Genomic DNA, 18,708 nt, shown 5'->3' on the forward strand with positions numbered 1-18,708 from the left:
TGCCTGCACAGCGAGCCCGGAGGACCTACCTCCATCACCAACACAGCACGGTCCACAATCACGACCTCCTACATCGCAACCACTCGCCTTTCAGGACACACTCCTCTGATGATCATGGAGGTCGACGATCACCCAGGAAGGAATGATCGCTGACGAGCTTGATCATCAGAGGATTCGCATCATCTGGGCCTCCGTAGAGACGAATGCGCCGGTGGATTCGAGTCAATCCTGGGGCGTTGACCCGGACTCCCTCCATCGTTGTAACAAGTCCGCCGCTTCCTCGAGCCTGTCATGATCACAGCCGTCCAGCCATTTGACGCGCGTGTCGGCCCGGAACGTACGGTCCTGCCGACGAGCCAGGCGCTTCGTCGCTCTGACCGTTTCAGCTTGAGCCTCGGCCTGGGTCATCTCCCCTTCGATGAACCCGATGGCCTGTGAGTACCCGACTGCCTTGCATGCTGTGGGCCCGGACAGCAAACCCGCCGATATCAGCCGACGTGTTTCCTCGATCAGCCCCGACTCCCACATGCGGGCAACACGCTGCGCGATCAGGTCATCGAGCTCGGGTCTGGGTCGAGTTACCCCGAGCCACAGCGTGGGATGCCAGCTATGAGGCTCGGGCAGCACAGCCCGGTACCTGCCGGTCAGTGAAATCACTTCCAGGGCTCTGACGATTCGCCGGCCGTTTCCCGGCAGGATCCCGGACGCGGCGGCTGGGTCCAACTCAGCCAAGCGCGCATGCAACGTTTCGGGGCCAACGGCCGCTAACTCCGCGACAAGCTCAGCCCTGATCCCAGCGTCGCGCGGCGGGATCTCCAGCACGTCGCACACTGCGCGCACGTACAGCCAAGACCCACCCACGACCAGCGGAATCCGACCCCTGTCCCAGACTTCCACGACGATCGCGCGAGCGAGGTCACGGTACTCCTTGACGGACGCTGGCTCGGCTACGTCCCAAATGTCGAGGCAGTGGTGTGGCACTGCCGCACGCTCAGCCGCACTCGCCTTGGCGGTCCCTATGTCCATGCCTCGGTACAGCTGCATCGCATCCGCGTTGACGATCTCGCCGCCAATCCGGAGGGCCAGTCGCGTAGCCAGTGCGGACTTGCCCGCCGCCGTTGGACCGACGATCGCCACGACCGCTGCTGCGTTCAGGGGCGAGTCGGGCATACCAATCATGATTCCGTATGCTTCACACCACTAACCCAATGGGAGGAGACGCAGTGAGCGACGCGTTGGACAGTCTCAAGGACAAAGCCAGTGACGTTCTGGGCAAAGCCGCCGCCGGAGCAGGCGAAGTTCAAGAACAGGTCAGCGGTGCCGTTCAGCAGGTCACGGGGAAAGTCAGCGAGCTGGCCGAACAGCACGGAGACAAGGTCACCGGAGCTGTCGGACTCGCCAAGGGCATCATCGACGAAAAGACAGGCGGGAAGCTGACGCCAGTGACCGACAAGGTCGAGGACGTCACCAACAGGATCGCCCAAGCTCTAGGTGCGAGCGGGGATCAAGAGACATCCTGAGCGCCTGAGCTCATCGCACAGTTGGCATCCCAATCTCCGTCACCGAAGATGGGTCGCCGCAGACAGTCGTCTGAGGGAAAGGATCCGTCACCGCCACGTCTTTGTCCGCGACCAAGTAGTGAGGGGAGGTCGCAGTGACAGTCGCGATCGCCACATCCCCGGGCGCCAACGTCACCCCCTCCGGCCTTGCCGCGTGTACGAGCCGGTTGTCCCGAGCTCGCCCGCTGACTCTGCTCGTGGAACCGTCCTTGCGCCCGGATGAGTCGGAGATCATTACCTCCACCGTGCGCCCGGTGAACCTGGCGTTCTCTTCCATCGCGATTCCCGCGACCAGTCGCTCCAAGCGGTGATAGCGACTCGACACGACATCGGCAGGCACTTGATCCTCGTATTCGGCAGCTGGCGTGCCGGGCCTGGGCGAGTACTTGAACGTGAACGCCCCGGCGAACCGCGACTGTTCGACAACCGCCATCGTCTGGTCGAAATCGTCGTCTGTTTCGCCCGGAAACCCAACGATGATGTCCGTGGTGAACGCCGCGTCCGGGATGCTGGCGCGAACGTCCGCGATAGTCCGCAAGAACTTGTCAGCCCTGTACGAGCGGCGCATCCGTCGCAGCACGTCATCCGAGCCGCTTTGCAGTGGAATGTGCAGATGCGGCATGACGGTCGGTGTTTCCGCCATCGCGGCGATCACGTCAGCGGTGAAGTCCCTCGGGTGCGGGCTCGTGAAGCGCACGCGGCGAATGCCAGGAACAGCCCCGACTGTGCGCAGTAGCTCCGCGAAGGCTCCGCGCTGACCGAACTGGACACCGTAGGCGTTCACGTTCTGCCCCAGCAGGGATATCTCCCGCGCTCCCGATTCCGCCAGGGCGCGCACCTCCGCCACGATCTGCTCCTGCCGACGATCCCGCTGGCGGCCTCGCAGCTTCGGCACGATGCAGTAGGTGCAGGTGTTGTTGCAGCCCACGCTGATCGACACCCACGCTGAATGCGCCGATGCCCGCCTAGCTGGAAGGTCTGACGGGAAGGCCCGCAGCGACTCGATGATTTCGATCTGAGCTTCGCCGGAACCGCTGGCGCGTTCAAGCAGTACGGGCAGCGCGTCCACGTTGTGCGTGCCGATCACGACGTCGACACACGAGGCTCTTTCGAGGATGCGCTCCCGGTCTTTCTGAGCCAGACAACCCGCCACGGCCACGAGAAGGTTGGGGTTCTCCCTCTTGCGCGCCGCCAGTATGCCCAGGTTCCCGTAGAGGCGGTTATCGGCATTCTCGCGGACCGCGCAGGTGTTGATCACGATGACGTCCGCTTGGTCTCCGGGCGATGCCTGCCGGAATCCGGCGGTGTGAAGGACTCCCGCGATCCGCTCAGAGTCGTGCGCGTTCATCTGGCATCCGATCGTGCGCACTTCGAACGTGCGCGCCCGCGATGCCGTCGGTGCCGGCTTCACTCGATGAGGATGTACTCGGGCTGCGGCCGAAGCTTCAGAACCTGCTTGGGCGTCATAAGGACACCGCCCGTCGCGACATCCTCCTCGTAGAACAGCTTGAAGCCCGCGTGAATGTACTTGGGCTGATTCTTGGTCAGCACGTTCCATGTGTAGGTCTTCGCGCTCGGACTACCTATTCCATCAACCGATCGGATAATCACGACGCCTTCGTGTGGCTTCAGCGCCTTCGGCTTGGCGACCACGTACGGCGCCACCTGGTGGAAGACCATTACCTTCTCCGGCAGGTCGTACTGAGCCACTATCTCGGATAGGTACTCGGCCACCTCGTTGAGTTCCTTGCCTGACGAGTTGCCGTAGCCATCACGGATCGGCACCTCGTCCGGATCCATAGCCCATTCGGGGTCAAGCGCGACGCCGACGTCCGGCTCCTTCAGGAATTTCTCATAATGCTTGAGCTCGGGCAGGAAGTCCGACCGACCGGGCTGAATGTCCAGCAGCAGAAGGGCCTTGTCGCGACGCGCGGCGTTCAGGTACCTGCGCACGAGCTTGTCGCTCTGCCGGACTCGGTACATGCCGTCCGTGCCTGGCGACCCCATGACGAGCACGGTGATCAACTCGTACACCGGCAGCACCTTGCGGCCTCCCGCGTAGCGGGCTCCGACGCGCTCGATCTGAGCACCCACCGCGTCCAAGTCACCGTATAGCCTCCCTAGAGCCGGAGCCCCTTCCAGTCCGGAGTAGCCGAAGAGTCGGTATTCGGGGAAGATCTCGCGGCCACCTCGCGGCAGCTCGGGCGGCGGGGCGGATGGGCTGGGCGCCGGGTCGTCTCCGGTCCCGTCCCCCGGCTGGTTAGACCCGGTCTGGAAGAGGGAGCATCCTGAAAGAACCAATGAGACCGCCAGAAGCGGGAGACCCACCGCGAGACCCTTGCGCTTCACCGCAACCCGCTTTCGTAGTGAAGCCCAAGGATAGGCCACGCCATCTGGACCATTGCCGGTCAGCTCATGGCGAGGACCTCCGCTGATTGTTCCGCGATGGCGTGCTCCTCGTCAGTCGGCACCACTAGCGCCCGGACCGGGGCTCGCTTCGCGCTGATGTCGCGGATCCCGGAGCCACCCTCGTTGGCCACCGGATCCAGTTCAATCCCCTGGGACTTGAGTCCAGCGCACACGGTCGCCCTGATCCAGGGGTCGTGTTCTCCAATGCCAGCGGTGAAGACGATCGCGTCAACGCCACCCAGCGTGAAAACGTAGGCGCCCAGGTACTTGCGGATCCGGTGAGCGGAGACGCGCCTAGCGAGATCGGCATCCTTGTCGCCGGATTCCGCTCGCCGGTGCACTTCGCGCATGTCGTTGACTCCGCACAATCCCAGCAGCCCCGACTTGTGATTCAGCATCGAGTCGATGTCGTCCGCAGACCAGCATTCGCGCCCCAGGATGACTGGAATCGACGGATCGATATCACCACTGCGGGTGCCCATGACCAGGCCCTCCAGAGGCGTGACGCCCATCGACGTTTCAACGCTGCGGCCACCAGCAACGGCGCAAGCACTCGCCCCGTTGCCCAGATGCATCGTCACGGCGCGCATCCGGTCGAGCGGAATCTGGAGGAACTCCGCCGCGCGTTGGCTGACGTACTGGTGGGAAGTGCCGTGGAATCCGTAGCGATGGAGGCGGTGCTTACCAGCGACTTCGCGGTCGATCGCGTAGGTTCGCGCGTCGGCGGGAATCGTCGTGTGGAAGGCCGTGTCGAAGACAGCGACCTGCGGCACGCCTGGAAACGTCCGCATCGCCGCACCGATCCCACTCAGGCCAGCCGGGTTATGAAGCGGCGCCAAGGGGACGCAGTCCTGGATCGCGGCGATGACGTCGCGATCGATGAGGGTCGGGCGCGTGAACGAATCGCCGCCATGAACAACCCGATGGCCGACAACGCCTGGGTGGTGAACTCCAACCACGTCCAACCGGCGCCGGACCTCAGCGAACGCCGCATCGTGATCCGGAACCGGCGTCTGCGTCTGCTCCCCGGCGGCACCGCAGGCGGGCTCATGCGAGATCGTTGACGTCGCCTCACCTATTCGCTCGACTATGCCGGCCACCATTCTGGCCCCGCTACCGGAATCGACCACCGCGTACTTCAGCGATGACGAGCCGGCGTTGATCACCAGCACCTGAGTCACGACGACCTCTGTTGGATCTGTTGGGCTTGCAGCGCGGTGATGATCACAGTGTTGACGATGTCCTCGACCGTTGCGCCGCGGCTTAGGTCGTTGACGGGTAGCCGGAGCCCCTGCAGGATCGGGCCCATCGCCTGAGCCCCCGAGGATCGTTGAACAGCCTTGTAGGTGTTGTTGCCTGTGTTGAGATCGGGGAATACCAGCACGGTCGCATGTCCGGCCACAGCCGATCCAGGCAACTTAGCGGCGGCGACTCCAGGATCAACGGCGGCGTCGTACTGGATCGGACCCTCTACGGGCAGGTCCGGTTCCAGCTCCCTGACTATGGCGGTCGCGGCCGCGACCTTCTGCACGTCTTCACCACTTCCGGACGACCCTGTGGAGTACGACAACATCGCCACGTATGGGTCGATCCCGAACGCCCGCGCGGTCCTGGCCGATGAAAGCGCGATGTCAGCGAGCTGCCGCTCATCCGGATCGGGAATCACGGCGCAGTCCCCATAAACAAGAACCCGGTCCGACATCGCCATCAGGAACACGCTGGAGACGACCGAAGTTCCGGGTGCGGTTCTGATGATCTGAAGGGCTGGCCTGACGGTGTCAGCCGTGGTGTGCGTGGCTCCGCTGACCATGCCATCGGCCAACCCGGCGTTCACCATCATCGTGCCGAACCACGTGGGATCCCCAGACAGGTCATGGGCGCTTTCCTCGGTCATCCCCTTGGCCTTGCGCTTCCGCAGAATCTCCGCAGCGAACCCGTCGCGCAGTTCGCTGGTCCATGGGTTGATCACCGCGGCGCTCGACAGGTCCAAGCCCGCTCGCACACACTTGTCAGCGATACCGTCGGGGTCCCCCAGTACAGTCACGTCAACAGCGTCCATGCGCAGCAGCCTGTCGGCAGCCGCGAGAACACGCGGGTCCGATCCCTCAGGCAGGACGATTCTTCGCTTGTCGGCGCGAGCGCGGGAAAGTAGCCTCCGCGCGAACATGACCGGCGTCACCGCGTCCGAACGCGTCGCGCTCAGCCGGTCCACGAGTTGTTCAACCGGCATGTTGTCCTCGAACAGCCGTACCGCCAACTCCACCCGGTTCCGATCACCGCTGGTCAGTGAACCCTGCAAGTGCGAGAGGCGCTCAACAGTTTCGTATGTCTGTGCCGCTGTTAGCAGGACGGGCACCGACTCACCGCGAAGTCCCCTCGCGAACCGCAGGAGCGCGGGATCGGGTTCGTACCCGCCTGTGAGCAGCAAGCCGGAAACCGGCGGAATGCCTGAGCTGAACCGCCCAACAAGCGCGAGGAGGATGATGTCAGATCTGTCGCCGGGAACGATCACCAATGCTTCTGGATGCAGCCGCTCCATGACGTGAGCCAATGACATCGCACCGACCGCGAACGTGGAGATTGTGCGCGCGAGTCCGGCACCACTGCCCGCGAGGACCTTCGCGTCCATCGCGCCGGCAACGTCGGCGACAGTTGGCAGAGCTAGCGACGGCTCATCGGGAAGCAGCCAGATCGGAACGCCGCCCACGTCGCTGCCCGCGTCAACGAGCGCTGACATCTGCTCTGGAATCACCCGGCTAACGATGAAACCGAAGACTGGGACCTTATGTTCGTCGAAGCTCTTGCGGGCCGCGTCAAGCACACCGTGGACCTGTCCCACCGGATGACGGCGCGCGTTCACGACGACCAGCGCAGGCGCGCCCAGCTCGGATGCCATCTGCGCGTTCAGGGCGAACTCAAACGCCGCCGAGGCGCCCGCGAAGTCGGTTCCCTCGATAACCACAGCGTCACAGAACTCGGTCAGTGAGTCGTAAGCCGACAACACCCTGTCCAAGAGAGCACGTGGCGCGCTCTCGCCCAGTAAGGCCACGTCATCAGTCGTTGCGCCGAATGACTGGTCATAGGTTTGCGCCAAGTGATAGCGGCTTCGCATCAACTCAATGACAGGGTCAAGTTCGTCACCGCCCTTGATCACCGGCCGGAAGTAGCCCAGCTGGCCCGTCCTCGCGGCGGCCTCTTCCATGCAGCCGAGGGACACTATCGACTTCCCGCTTTCGGGCTCGACCGACGTGATGTACACAGCAGGCGTCATCTGATCACTACTTCCCGCCTAGCCAGCCGCGCGGGGAATTCACGGCAGCACTCCCGCATGGGCCAGGGCCATTCGCAACAGCCTGTCGCGACCTCCGGTCATCTCCATGACGACGTCACTGCTCACGACCTGCGCCGGGGTGTACCAGGCGAGATCCAGAGCCTGCCGCGACGGCTGGCAGTCGCCGTCGAGCGGTACCACGAACGCCAGGCTCACAGCGTGCTGTCGGGGATCCTGGAATCCGGTGATGGAGGGGTCGGGGAAGTACTCCACGACGGTGAATGGCTGCGGAGCCGCGGGAATTCGGGGCAGGGCGACGGGTCCCAGGTCCTTCTCCAGGTGTCTGAGAAGAGCGTCCCGAATCCGCTCGCCCACGTGAACGCGGCCTGAGACCACGGTTCGACTCAGGGAGCCGTCTGGCATCGCTTGAAGCAGAAGTCCGACATGAGTGACTTGCCCGACCGCGTCGACTCGAACAGGGACCGCGTCCAAGTACACGACCGGCAGCTGGCCTCTTGCCTGGATCAAGTCGTCGTCGCTGAGCCACCCGCCTTGCGTTTGCGTGAAGTCGGCAACCTCGCCCATGTGTCCTCCGAGTGAATCCTGCCGGGTAACCAGGGGATTCGCGACCGTTTTGGTGATTCGGATCGCCTCCGCGCTCGCCCCGCATCCGCTGACGCCGGCGCGTAGGGTCGCAAAGGAGTAGCCGGAGGTGAGCCGTGGCCTACGACCGGGGGCTAGCTGACAGGGTCCTAGCCGAGATGGATGACGAACCGGACGTAATGACGCGCAAGATGTTCGGAGGGCTTTGCGTGATGTGGCGCGGGAACATGCTCGGCGGCGTCATTGGCGATGACCTGGCGCTCAGGGTCGGCGCGGACGCCTATGACGATCTCATCGATCGACCCGGCGCCCGGCCGATGGACTTCACCGGCAGGCCCATGAAGGGCATGCTCATGGTCTCCCCGTCCGTGCTGGGTGACGAAACAGCGCTGGCCGAGTGGATCGGCAAAGCGAAGGACTTCGTGGGGACGCTTCCGGCCAAGTAGGAACGTTCGCCAATCAGTCCGCGAAGGCCCAGTAGCACAACAGCAAGCTCTACCGGCAAGCACTCGTACGACGTGTCGAATTCAGCCGATTCCGGATCAAACCCGGCAACCGGCCGCTACGGTGATCTCCACGCGGGCGAGGGGGTGTCATGACGAGTAAACCACCAGGCGACGCCGGAGTCACCCGGTCAACGTTCCTCGGACATCCACGCGCACTGGCGACCCTCTCCATGACCGAGATGTGGGAACGCTTCTCCTACTTCGGCATGCGCGCGCTGCTCGCCCTGTACCTAGTAGCTCCACCGGATGGTGTGACTCCCCCCGGAGGTGGGCTGGGGTTCTCCAGGGGCGAGGCGACAGCGATCTACGGGACGTACATAGCGCTTGTGTACATGTTCCCGCTCGCGGGAGGCTGGATCGCGGACCGGATCCTGGGCGCCCGGCGCTCAGTGCTCATCGGCGGGATAGTGATCGCGTCCGGTCATTTCATGATGGCCGTGCCGACCGAACTGACGTTCTGGCTGGGCCTGCTGTCGATAGCGCTGGGGACAGGTCTGCTGAAGCCCTGCATGTCGGCGATGGTTGGCGGTCTGTACGCACCGGGGGACGACTCACGCCGGGACGCTGGCTTCTCGCTGTTCTACATGGGTATCAACATTGGGGCGTTCTTGTCCCCCCTTGTCTGCGGAACGCTGGCCAACGCGATCAACTGGCACTGGGGCTTCGCCGCGGCGGGCGTGGGCATGACGCTCGGCCTGATCCAGTACGTGGCAGGCTGGCGACACCTCGGCAACGTAGGAGGTCAGCCCGACAACCCTGCCTCCCCGGAAACACGGAAGCGGGTCTTCGTCGGCGCCTCCATCGGACTGCTGTGCTTCGCGATCGCCGTCGCCGCGGACTCGCTCTGGCGAGGGTTCAGCATGGCGAACCTCGTGGACATCCTCACCATCGTCATCGTCGCCCTGCCCGTGGTCTACTTCTGGCGGCTGTTCCGATCAAGGGATCTGAGCGACGACGAGCGATCCCGCGCGCGGGCGTACGTGTTTCTGTTCCTCGCTTCTGCCATGTTCTGGATGATCTTCGATCAGGCGGGATCGACCCTGAACGTCTTCGCCCAAGACAACACCGATCGCACGATCCTCGGCTGGCAAATGCCGGCACCGTTCCTTCAGGCCGTCAATCCACTGTTCATCATCTTGTTCGCGCCTGTGTTCGCTCGCCTGTGGAGCAAGCTGGGCGACCGGGCTCCCAGCACACCCGTGAAGTTCTCGCTGGCGCTCTTCGGGATCGGAGGGTCATTCCTCATCATGATCATCCCGGGGACAAACGCGGACAACGGCATCCCCTCCGCAGTGTGGTGGCTCATCCTGGTCTTCCTAATCCAAACCTGGTCGGAACTCCTGCTTTCCCCGGTGGGATTGTCAGCGACCACCCGGCTCGCGCCGCGCGGAATGGAAAGCCAACTCCTGGCGCTGTGGTTCCTGTCATTCGCAGTCGGGGACACGCTGGGAGGGCAGATCGCCAATGAACTTGAGGATTTGCAGTTCGGCTCCTACTACGCGGTGTTCGGCGGAGCGGCCGTGGTCTTCGGCGTAGTGCTGTTCGCACTCTCCCCGGTCGTACGCAAACTGATGCGCGGAACCCGCTGAGCCGCCTGGCCGTCTCCGACCGGGACTTCAGTCGGCGAAAGCCCAGTACCTCCCGAACACCCGGCGTACGGTGAGCGGAACGTCGAAGGTCTTGGTCACGTTCTCGTCGGTCAGCACGCTTTCGGTCAGGCCAGACGCCATGGCTTGGCCATCCCGTAGCAGTAACGCGTGGTCGAACCCAGGCGGGATCTCCTCGACGTGATGCGTGATCAGCACCTGAACCGGACCCGTGGGCTCCTTGGCCAGCACGGAGAGTCGCTCGACCAACGCCTCGCGCGCTCCCAGATCCAGGCCCGCCGCTGGCTCGTCCAGCAGGAGCAACTCAGGGTTGGGCATCAGTGCCCTGGCTATGAGAACGCGCTTCCGCTCACCATCAGACAACGTCCCGACGGCACGATCCGCCAGCGAAACGACACCCATCACCTGCAGCAGGAAGTGGGCGCGTTCCACGTCCTCGTCGGCGTATTCCTCACGCCACCGGCCCGACCTGGCCCAGGCGGCTGTCATCACCGCGTCCAGCACGGACTCCCCGTCAGGTATGAGCGTTGCGGAACGCGGCGAAACCACACCGATCATGGGACGAATACTGAACACGTCCACTAGGCCCAGCGTCTCGCCAAGCAGCTTGACCTGTCCACGAGTCGGGTGGACAACAGTTGCAACCATGTCGAGCAACGTCGACTTTCCCGCCCCATTCGGGCCCAGTACGACCCAGCGCTCCCCCGTGCGCACGGACCAGTCGACACGGTCCAGCACGGGAACACCCCCGCGCACCACCGTGGCGGCCGCTAGTTGGATGACCTCGCTCACAGTTCGCGACACTACCTGAGCCTGGGCTCATTCCCGTGCGACCGCCGTCGGGCGCGCCCCTCAGATACCCCGCGGCGCCACAAACTCGACCAGTTGAGCGCGACCTTCATCGAGACCCGCCCAGGATCCGGCGAACCGCAACACGGCGATACCCATCGTCGGATACTTGGCCCTCATCCGGTCAAGCGCGGTTGAGTCACTGCCCGAGCCCGCCAGGCTGTCAACGAGGTCCTGGCAGCCTGGACTGTGGGCAACCACGGCCACGACTCGATCCTCGCCTGCTGACGTCCGGATGACATCCAGCAGTCCGCCCCCGGGCGCCGCGTAGACGCCTGGGCGGGAGGTCGTCACCGGCTCGTCGGTTCGGTCCCGTGACACGATCTCCCCTAGGTCTGCCTCGTCCGAGTTGCTGGCGAGACCCAGACGCGAACGAAGGGGGCAGGGCAGGGCATGGCGCGCTGGCATGATGACAAGCACCTCGTTCGGAATCCACGAGTGGTACGGCAACATCGTCCAGGATCTGGGTGTCGCCGAGCGACAGGCTCTCGCCCGGCGCGCGCTGGAGCACTACCGCGAGAAACAAGATGCTGTGCGAGATCCATGTCCGTTTCACGCCTCTGTAGCGCCCGGTGCTTCGTGCAACAAGCCGGGCGGGGTGTGCTCGATCCAGCCACTGATGAAGTCTCACGGCCACGTGTCGCCTGTTCCCCACGCGGTCCCAGCCGTCACGTGTCCTCAGCGCTTCTGGGGGGACAGGCTGAAACTGCTCCGTTGGATCGCTAAGACGATCCTCGGATCGTCAAGCGTGCTGGCGGTCAAGGAAACGCCGTTCCTGAGGAGGCTCGGCGACGAAGTTGCTGACTCCGATGACAGGAACACGGCGGGGCGCATCGACTGGCTGTTGATCGACACCAAGTCTCCTGACAACAAGGTTGCAGTCGAGATTCAGTCGCTCTACTTCTCAGGACACAATATGGGCGACGATATTCAGCGATACGTGGGCTCGAGTGGCCTTGTGTTCCCAGCGAGGCCGCGGCGGCCAGATTATCGGTCTGGAGGCCCGAAGAGACTCGCGCCCCAACTTAGGGTCAAGGTTCCGGCCCTGGCTGATCTCGGGATAGGGACTGCTGTGCTGGTTGACAGGTACTTCCACCAGCAGATGGCTCAAGGGATCCTGTCAGGAACCCCCGCTTCTACTGAGGGGCTCCACAACCTGACATGGTTCGTGGCCGAGTATCAGGTGGGAGGCGGACTGGGGCCATCTGAGATCGCCTACGCTTCCCTCGACGAGTCTGTTCTGGCGATGGACGCGGTGCGCCCGATGGAACGTCGTGAGTTCGACGCGAATCTAGGAGTGACCCTCCGCAAGCCATCGAATCAAGGGACCAAGGTCTTCACCCTCTGCTGAGCACAAGCTCCCTGTGCAGCGCGTGATGGGTCGACTTCATGGGAACTCGCTCAACTAAGAATTCGAATTCGTCGGCCAGTTCGCGCACCTCTCGGCTTTCGTCGTAGGTCATCATGACTGGGCCTCGCAGTTCCGCAGCCAGCGAGAAGACCTGCTTGTGGTCGACTTCGTGTTGCGTATACAGCCGACTACCAGCCCGCTTTCCGCCGACGGTATAGGGCGGATCGATGAACCAACCGCACTCGGATTGATCGAGGTTGCGGTCAACCATCAAGTCCAGGGCGTCAAGCTGTGTGAAGACTAGTCGCTGACGGATCGTGCGAATGATTCGCATTCTGCGAACCAACGTCTCCGGATACCATCTGGAGCGCAGTCCCCTTCCAGCCTCGCCCGCCTTGCTGATCCCGGCTCCGCTGGCAAGGATGCCGCCTCGGGCCGTCCGGTTTCGCACGATCGTCTGGAAGGCCCGACTCACCAGCGTGTCTGGCTTTCGCTCATGCTCGCGTTTCACATTGTCGAGTGTTACTTCGAACTCGAGGATAAGTTGACACAACGCATTCGTATCAGCGTCTGACCCGTTGACCAAGAGTTCCCACACAGACGCGACGACCGGATCGAGCTCATTGAGGTGCACGGTCCTGGCGAGAGTTTCAGATGCCACCATCAGTCCGCACGAGGCTCCGCCGGCGAATGGCTCGACGAACGTCGACAGCCTGTGTTTCCTCGCCCATGTGCGAACCCACGGCACGAGCCACGTCTTGCCGCCCGGATACCGGAAGGGCGAGATGAGAGGCACTTGCGCGACGTTCACGGGTTTGAGTCCCACCCGGGTGGGAGGGAGCGGAAGTTGTTCACAGTCGAACAGAGGCTCGTCGTAGGACCAGCCAGTCGCGCGCGTCCTGTCCCCACCACCCGCCATGATCACCTCCAAGTCGCCTTCAAGGTCACACTAGCTTGCGGACGTGGTCACCTCCCGGATGACTCGGCGAAGCTGTGGACACAGTTGGCACCCGGGAAAGGTCACACCCTCCACCGAACAGTGATGGTGTGCGTAGCAGTAGCCCAAGACAGGAATGGTCCGCGAGGCAACCTCGTGGCACCGCCGCGCGCCCATCTGATCAGCCCCTGGGCGCCGCGAACTCAACGAGTTGAGCGCACCCTTCATCGAGATCCGCCCAGGGTCCGACGAACCGCAACACGGCGATGCCCATCGTCGGATACTTGACCCTCACTCGCTCGAGCGCGGCTGAGTCACTGCCCGAGCCCGCCAGGCTCTCAACGAGGTCCTGGCAGCCCGGGTTGTGGGCGACCACGGCCACGACTCGATCCTCGCCTGCTGACGTCCGGATGACATCCAGCAGTCCGCCCCCGGGCGCCGCGTAGACGGCGGGTTCAATGCACGTCACGGGTTCGTCGGTCCGGTCGCGGGACACGATCTCCCACGTCTGCCGCGTCCGCGTTGCTGGAGAGAGCCAGACTCTGTCGATCACAGGGACTTCAGCGGCAAGCCAGCGGGCTGCAGCGAACGCGTCCCGGCGGCCACGCAGTGCCAGCGGGCGGTCCGCGTCCGCGACGCCCAGCGGCCAGTCCGACTTGGCGTGGCGCATGACTACCAACGTTCGCTCACTCACGATGCCTCCTAGCAGGGCCGGATCGCTCATCGGCAGCTACCTCGGTTCGCCGACGCGACGGTACTCCTGCACCATAGGGCCGTGAGCCCTTCCTCCCTGACCGGAATCGATGTCGACGCGGTGATTGACGCGGCTCTCGACGCGACCAGGCAGATGGACCACTGCGATGTACGAGTCGTCGCGACGCGAACGGCCTACCTGACTCAGCGCGACCGCGACCCGATGGCGAACGTGGATCAACTCGCCCTGGGAGTTGGAGTCAGGGTGCTCGACCAGGGCTGTTGGGGATTCGCTGGCACCGCGGACGTCACCCCTGAGGGAGCGGCGAAGGCGGCCACCCAGGCCTCGGCCATGCTGCGGGCGAGCCGCGCGGCCGCGACCTCACGCGTTGAGCTCGCGCCAGAACCTGTTCACGCCGGTGAGTGGTCAAGCCAGTTCGACGTCGACCCGTTCGACATACCGCCAGCGGACCGGATGAGCTGGCTTTCGGCGCAATGCGACAACTTGTTGGCGGCGGGCCCAGTGCATCACGCGTCTGGCAGCGTGATGGCTGTTCGTGAGGAGACCGCCTTCGGCAGCAGCGCCGGGAGCCGCCTCAACCAGAAGCGGGTCCGCATACATGCTGAGATCACCGGGATCCGTGTCTCCGATGACGGGGGATTCGAGTCGCTGCGCACGACGGCACCGCCGACCGGGCGCGGCTGGGAGTACCTGATCGGGGGCTGCGAGCCGGTCGGACCCGCCAGACCATGGGACTGGGACGCCGAACTGTCAGAGCTGCCGGGGCGGCTGGAGCAGAAGGCCGCGGCACCCTCGATAGAACCTGGCAGGTACACCCTCGTCCTGCATCCCACGAACCTGTGGCTGACGATCCACGAGTCGGTCGGCCATGCCACGGAACTCGACCGGGTTCTGGGGTACGAGGCGAACTACGCGGGGACGTCATTCGTGACCACCGACGGTCTCGGTCGGCTCAAGTACGGTTCGCCGCACATGAACGTCATGGCCGACCGGGTGACACCACATGGACTGTCCACGGTCGGCTGGGATGACGAAGGCGTCGCGGCGCAGCGTTGGCCGCTGGTCTCGCGCGGGGTCCTGGTGGGTCTTCAGTTGGACCGCGCGATGGCGGCTGCCTCTGGTCAGTCGCGAAGCAACGGCTGCGCGTACGCGGACTCCGCACTCCATACACCGATCCAGCGCATGCCCAACGTCGGCCTTGAACCGGACCCGGACGGCGGTCGCCTGGAGGATCTGGTCGGCGGCGTCGAAGACGGAATCCTGATCGTGGGCGACGGCTCCTGGTCGATAGACATGCAGAGATACAACTTCCAGTTCACGGGTCAGCGGTTCGAACGGATCAAGGCGGGTCGCCTCGTGGGACAGGTCAAGGACGTGGCCTACCAAGGCTCGACACCGGGCTTCTGGGGTTCCCTGGTAGCACTCGGCGGGCCGGATTCGGTTCTGCTTGGCGGGGCATTCAACTGCGGCAAGGGGCAGCCCGGGCAGGTCGCGCCCGTCTCCCACGCTTGCCCGCCTGCGGTGCTCGAGAATGTCAATGTCCTGAACAGCGCGGCGGAGGGTGTGTCGTGATCAGCCCCCAGGAGATCATCGAGCGAGCGCTTGAGTGCGCTGGCCGAGCCGACCTGGCGGTCGTGGCAAATCACAGCAGCCAAGTGCACTTGCGCTGGGCGGCCAACAGTCTGACGACAAACGGACACATGACGTCCCGGGACGTGGACGTGGTGGCGTTCGACCGTCGAGCTGGCGCGGCCGCGACCGCGACGGTGTCTGGACAGGTCCGCACGGCGGCCGAGGTCGACGATCTCGTCAGGCGGGCCAGCCGGGCGGCCAGCCAGGCCAAGGACAGCGAAGACAACATGCCTCTGGTCGGTGGCAGCTCGGACGCGGACTGGGGTGACTCGCCCGCGGAGACAGGTGCCGCCGCGCTGGCCGACGTCGCCGCCGGTCTGGGCTCCGTGTTTCAGCGCGGAGCGGCCACGGGCGTTGAGCACTTCGGCTATGCCGAACACGACATCACGACTACCTACCTGGGAACGTCATCAGGACTGCGGCGCCGGTACGTCCAGCCGCAGGGCAGGCTCGAGGGAACCGCCAAGGGAGCGGCCCGGACGCGGTCTGCCTGGGCCGGCATCGCGGATACGGACTTGGCGTCAACCGATGTCGAGGCGATCGACGAACGGCTACGCGCTTCATTGGACAGGCAGGCAACCCTGATCAGTAGGGCGCCTGGTCGCTACCCGGTGCTTCTCATGCCCAGCGCTGTCGCCGACCTGATGATCGAGCTGTACTGGGCGGCGGACCTGCGTTCGGCCACTGAAGGCCGCAGCGTCTTCGCCAGCGGAGGCGGCCGCACGCGCATCGGGGAGGATCTGGCCGCCCGGTCCGTAACCCTCAGCAGCGAGCCTCTCGATCGTGACCCGTCGATGCGATGCGCCGACTTCGAGACATGTGCCGCGCCCGGCGCCGCTACTTCGCCCTTCGACAACGGGCTGCCGCTCGGTGCCACGTCTTGGCTGGAGGAGGGCAAGCTCAAGCACCTGATGTCGACGCGCCAGACCGCCGAGCGGGCCGGACTCTCCGCAACACCCGGCATCGACAATCTCCGGCTGGCCTACGCGGGTGGAGCCGGGTCGCCGGAAGACCTGATAGCGCGCATGGGGGACGGCCTGGTCGTGACATGCCTCTGGTACAACCGGGTCGTTGACCCCCAAACCCTGCTTGTGACTGGGCTGACGCGCGACGGCGTGTACGTCGTCGAAGGCGGCGAGATTGTCGGATCCTGCGGGAACTTCCGCTTCAACGAATCCCCCGTCTCGATCCTGGGCCGCATCGTGGACGCCGGGTCAACAGTGCGCACCCTCGCGCGCGAGATGGGCGACTACTTCAACCGCGCCGCCATGCCGCCGCTGCTCGTGGACGGCTTCAACATGTCAACCGCCAGCGAGGCGCTCTAGCCGGGAGCGGGCGTCCGATGGTGCAAATCCCCAACCCCCCGCTAGCACTGGGCGTCCCGCTCCTGGGCGGCGAACTGGGTCAGGTAGAGGTCGGCGTAGGTGCCACCAGAGGCGAGAAGCTCCTCATGGGTCCCGCGTTCGACGACTCGACCGGCTACGACAACGAGGATCTCGTCGGCGCGCCGTACGGTGCTGAGCCGGTGGGCGATCACCAAGGCGGTCCTGCCAGCCAGCGCCGTCGTGAGAGCGGCGTGCACGGCGGACTCGCTCTCGCTGTCCAGATGCGCCGTGGCCTCGTCCAGGACAACAACGTCGGGACACTTCAACAGGAGCCTGGCTATCGCAACGCGCTGCTTCTCGCCGCCGGACAGCCGGTACCCACGGTCCCCAACAACGGTGTCCAGCCCCTCCGGCAGGGCTTCGATGAGCTCGGCGATTCGAGCCTGCCCGCACACCCGCCAGAGTTCCTCCTCCGAAGCGTCTGGGCGCGCGTAGAGGAGATTGGCCCGGATCGTGTCGTGGAACATGTGGGCTTCCTGAGTGACCACGCCGACGACCCGATGCAGCGACTCCTGTGTCACCGTCCGAACGTCCGTGTCGCCAACCAGAACCGACCCGTCGTCAGCGTCGTAGAGGCGGGCTACGAGCGACGAGATCGTTGTCTTCCCCGCTCCCGAAGGCCCCACCAGCGCCACCATCCGCCCAGGCTCCACACGGAAGGAGACGTCCTTCAGAACCTCGCCTCCCGCGCCGCGCGAGTCTGGTCTCGAGACCGGCTCCAAGGACGCGAGCGAAACACGGGAAGCGGGCGGGTACGCGAAGCTGACGTGACGCAACTCGACGCAAGTGGGGAGCCCAGATGCCAACTCGAGAGCGTCGGGAGCGTCGGCGACGAGCGGTGGAAGGTCAAGGAGCTCAAACACACGCTCGAACGACACCAACGCGGTCATCACGTCCACGCGGACGTTCGACAGCGCCGTGAGCGGCCCGTACATCTGCCCAAGGATCGCCACGATCGCGAGCAATGTGCCAAGGGTGAGGGCTCCCCCGATCACTAGATTGCCGCCCACGCCGTAGGCGCTCGCGGTCGCAAGTGCGGCGATCAACGCTAGAGCGGTGATGAAGTACCGGCTGACAGTCGCGATCCGCACGCCTGTGTCGCGCACGGCCCCCGCCCTCACGGCGAATTCGGAGTCTTCCTGTTCGGGACGCCCGAACAGCTTCACAAGAAGCGCCCCGGCGACGTTGAACCTCTCGGTCATCTGCGTGCTGAGCTCTGCGTTCATCTCCATCTGCTCGCGGGTGAGGGACTGCAGCCGACGACCCATCCACCGTGCGGGCAGAAGGAACAGCGGAACCAGGACCATCGCCAGCAGCGTGATCTGCCACGACAGCCAGAACATCGTCGCGAGCATGACTACGACCGTGATGAGGTTGCCCACGACGCCGCTCAAGGTCGACGTGAACGCCTGTTGAGCGCCGATAACGTCCGTGTTCAACCGCGAGACGAGCGCGCCCGTCTGCGTGCGCGTGAAGAAGGCCAGCGACTGCCTTTGGACGTGTCCGAACACCTCGCAGCGCAGGGCGAAGATCAATCCCTCACCAATTCGCGCGGACAGGTAGCGTCCCCACAGGCCGAAGCTCGCGTCGGCCACGGCGGCCAATGCGACCAGAGCCGCCGTGACCGTCACGACCCCACTGTCTCCCACCGAGATCCCGTCGTCGACGATGCGACGAAACAGCAGCGGCTGCACGACTGTGAGCACAGCCCCGACCAGGAGCGTGCCCAAGAACAGGATGACCAGTTGCCGGAACGGCCCCGCGTAGCGGATGACACGGCGCACAGTGCCCCGGGCGAGCTTGCGCTCCAGGACGCGACGATCACGGGAGTACGAGATCGCCGCCGCGCGAGGGCCCGGCATCGACATAAGGGACCTCCCCGGC

17 protein-coding genes are annotated in these 18,708 nt (G+C 64.6%); 6 read left to right on the forward strand and 11 right to left on the reverse strand.

The genetic code is table 11. The annotated features are described in order from the left end of the window. Nucleotides 1-222 precede the first annotated feature (222 nt). Nucleotides 223-1,170 carry a tRNA (adenosine(37)-N6)-dimethylallyltransferase MiaA gene (miaA, locus tag Q8P38_03840; protein ID MDP4013739.1) on the reverse strand — a complete coding sequence of 316 codons (948 nt, stop codon included), beginning with the start codon at nucleotides 1,168-1,170 and terminating at the stop codon, nucleotides 223-225. Between the two features lie 53 nt (nucleotides 1,171-1,223). On the opposite strand from miaA, the gene Q8P38_03845 reads away from it, so the two are divergent. After that, complete coding sequence (locus tag Q8P38_03845; GenBank protein ID MDP4013740.1) at nucleotides 1,224-1,520, forward strand: antitoxin; 297 nt, start codon at nucleotides 1,224-1,226, stop codon at nucleotides 1,518-1,520. Nucleotides 1,521-1,530: 10 nt separating this feature from the next. Here the strand turns inward: Q8P38_03845 and miaB are convergent, their stop codons facing one another. From miaB to Q8P38_03870, 5 genes are all read right to left on the reverse strand, one after another. After that, complete coding sequence (miaB, locus tag Q8P38_03850) at nucleotides 1,531-2,970, reverse strand: tRNA (N6-isopentenyl adenosine(37)-C2)-methylthiotransferase MiaB (protein MDP4013741.1); 1,440 nt, start codon at nucleotides 2,968-2,970, stop codon at nucleotides 1,531-1,533. Further along, entirely contained in the window at nucleotides 2,967-3,887 is a 921-nt protein-coding gene (locus Q8P38_03855; protein MDP4013742.1) for a hypothetical protein, read from the reverse strand. Before Q8P38_03855 ends, miaB begins: the two co-directional genes overlap by 4 nt. An 80-nt stretch (nucleotides 3,888-3,967) precedes the next feature. Continuing rightward, the gene (locus Q8P38_03860; GenBank protein MDP4013743.1) at nucleotides 3,968-5,149 is read right to left on the reverse strand and encodes an acetate kinase; all 1,182 of its coding nucleotides are present in this window, start codon (nucleotides 5,147-5,149) and stop codon (nucleotides 3,968-3,970) included. After that, nucleotides 5,146-7,239 (reverse strand): phosphate acetyltransferase, encoded by a 2,094-nt coding sequence (pta, locus tag Q8P38_03865; protein MDP4013744.1) that lies wholly within the window; start codon nucleotides 7,237-7,239, stop codon nucleotides 5,146-5,148. Before pta ends, Q8P38_03860 begins: the two co-directional genes overlap by 4 nt. 39 nt (nucleotides 7,240-7,278) lie before the next feature. Further along, on the reverse strand, nucleotides 7,279-7,824 hold the full coding sequence (locus tag Q8P38_03870) for a DUF4916 domain-containing protein (protein MDP4013745.1): 546 nt from the start codon (nucleotides 7,822-7,824) through the stop codon (nucleotides 7,279-7,281). A gap of 134 nt (nucleotides 7,825-7,958) precedes the next feature. On the opposite strand from Q8P38_03870, the gene Q8P38_03875 reads away from it, so the two are divergent. Both Q8P38_03875 and Q8P38_03880 read left to right on the forward strand, forming a co-directional pair. Beyond that, nucleotides 7,959-8,288, forward strand: a complete 330-nt coding sequence (locus Q8P38_03875; GenBank protein ID MDP4013746.1) for a TfoX/Sxy family protein — start codon at nucleotides 7,959-7,961, stop codon at nucleotides 8,286-8,288. A gap of 149 nt (nucleotides 8,289-8,437) precedes the next feature. Then, on the forward strand, nucleotides 8,438-9,937 hold the full coding sequence (locus Q8P38_03880) for a peptide MFS transporter (protein ID MDP4013747.1): 1,500 nt from the start codon (nucleotides 8,438-8,440) through the stop codon (nucleotides 9,935-9,937). 27 nt (nucleotides 9,938-9,964) lie between these two features. Here Q8P38_03880 and Q8P38_03885 read toward each other — a convergent pair whose 3' ends face one another. Then, on the reverse strand, nucleotides 9,965-10,759 hold the full coding sequence (locus Q8P38_03885) for an ABC transporter ATP-binding protein (protein ID MDP4013748.1): 795 nt from the start codon (nucleotides 10,757-10,759) through the stop codon (nucleotides 9,965-9,967). 48 nt (nucleotides 10,760-10,807) lie between these two features. Beyond that, a complete protein-coding gene (locus Q8P38_03890) occupies nucleotides 10,808-11,212 on the reverse strand; it encodes a hypothetical protein (GenBank protein ID MDP4013749.1) in 405 nt (134 codons plus the stop codon). On the opposite strand from Q8P38_03890, the gene Q8P38_03895 reads away from it, so the two are divergent. Next, complete coding sequence (locus Q8P38_03895; GenBank protein MDP4013750.1) at nucleotides 11,211-12,155, forward strand: NotI family restriction endonuclease; 945 nt, start codon at nucleotides 11,211-11,213, stop codon at nucleotides 12,153-12,155. The genes Q8P38_03890 and Q8P38_03895 overlap by 2 nt on opposite strands. On the opposite strand, the gene Q8P38_03900 is transcribed toward Q8P38_03895, so the two are convergent. Together Q8P38_03900 and Q8P38_03905 are read right to left on the reverse strand one after the other, a co-directional pair. Beyond that, complete coding sequence (locus Q8P38_03900; GenBank protein ID MDP4013751.1) at nucleotides 12,142-13,074, reverse strand: DNA adenine methylase; 933 nt, start codon at nucleotides 13,072-13,074, stop codon at nucleotides 12,142-12,144. The two genes, Q8P38_03895 and Q8P38_03900, sit on opposite strands and share 14 nt — an antisense overlap. A 199-nt stretch (nucleotides 13,075-13,273) precedes the next feature. Beyond that, a complete protein-coding gene (locus tag Q8P38_03905; protein MDP4013752.1) occupies nucleotides 13,274-13,786 on the reverse strand; it encodes a histidine phosphatase family protein in 513 nt (170 codons plus the stop codon). 81 nt (nucleotides 13,787-13,867) lie between these two features. Here Q8P38_03905 and Q8P38_03910 point away from each other — a divergent pair, with 81 nt between their 5' ends. Both Q8P38_03910 and Q8P38_03915 read left to right on the forward strand, forming a co-directional pair. Further along, complete coding sequence (locus Q8P38_03910; protein ID MDP4013753.1) at nucleotides 13,868-15,379, forward strand: TldD/PmbA family protein; 1,512 nt, start codon at nucleotides 13,868-13,870, stop codon at nucleotides 15,377-15,379. Further along, nucleotides 15,376-16,764, forward strand: coding sequence for a metallopeptidase TldD-related protein (locus Q8P38_03915; protein ID MDP4013754.1), 1,389 nt, complete (start codon nucleotides 15,376-15,378; stop codon nucleotides 16,762-16,764). The genes Q8P38_03910 and Q8P38_03915 overlap by 4 nt, the downstream gene beginning before the upstream one ends. A 41-nt stretch (nucleotides 16,765-16,805) precedes the next feature. Here the strand turns inward: Q8P38_03915 and Q8P38_03920 are convergent, their stop codons facing one another. Beyond that, nucleotides 16,806-18,692, reverse strand: a complete 1,887-nt coding sequence (locus Q8P38_03920) for an ABC transporter ATP-binding protein (protein MDP4013755.1) — start codon at nucleotides 18,690-18,692, stop codon at nucleotides 16,806-16,808. Between the last annotated feature and the right edge of the window lie 16 nt (nucleotides 18,693-18,708).

Source organism: Candidatus Nanopelagicales bacterium (genome assembly GCA_030700225.1).
Classification (GTDB): Bacteria; Actinomycetota; Actinomycetes; order S36-B12.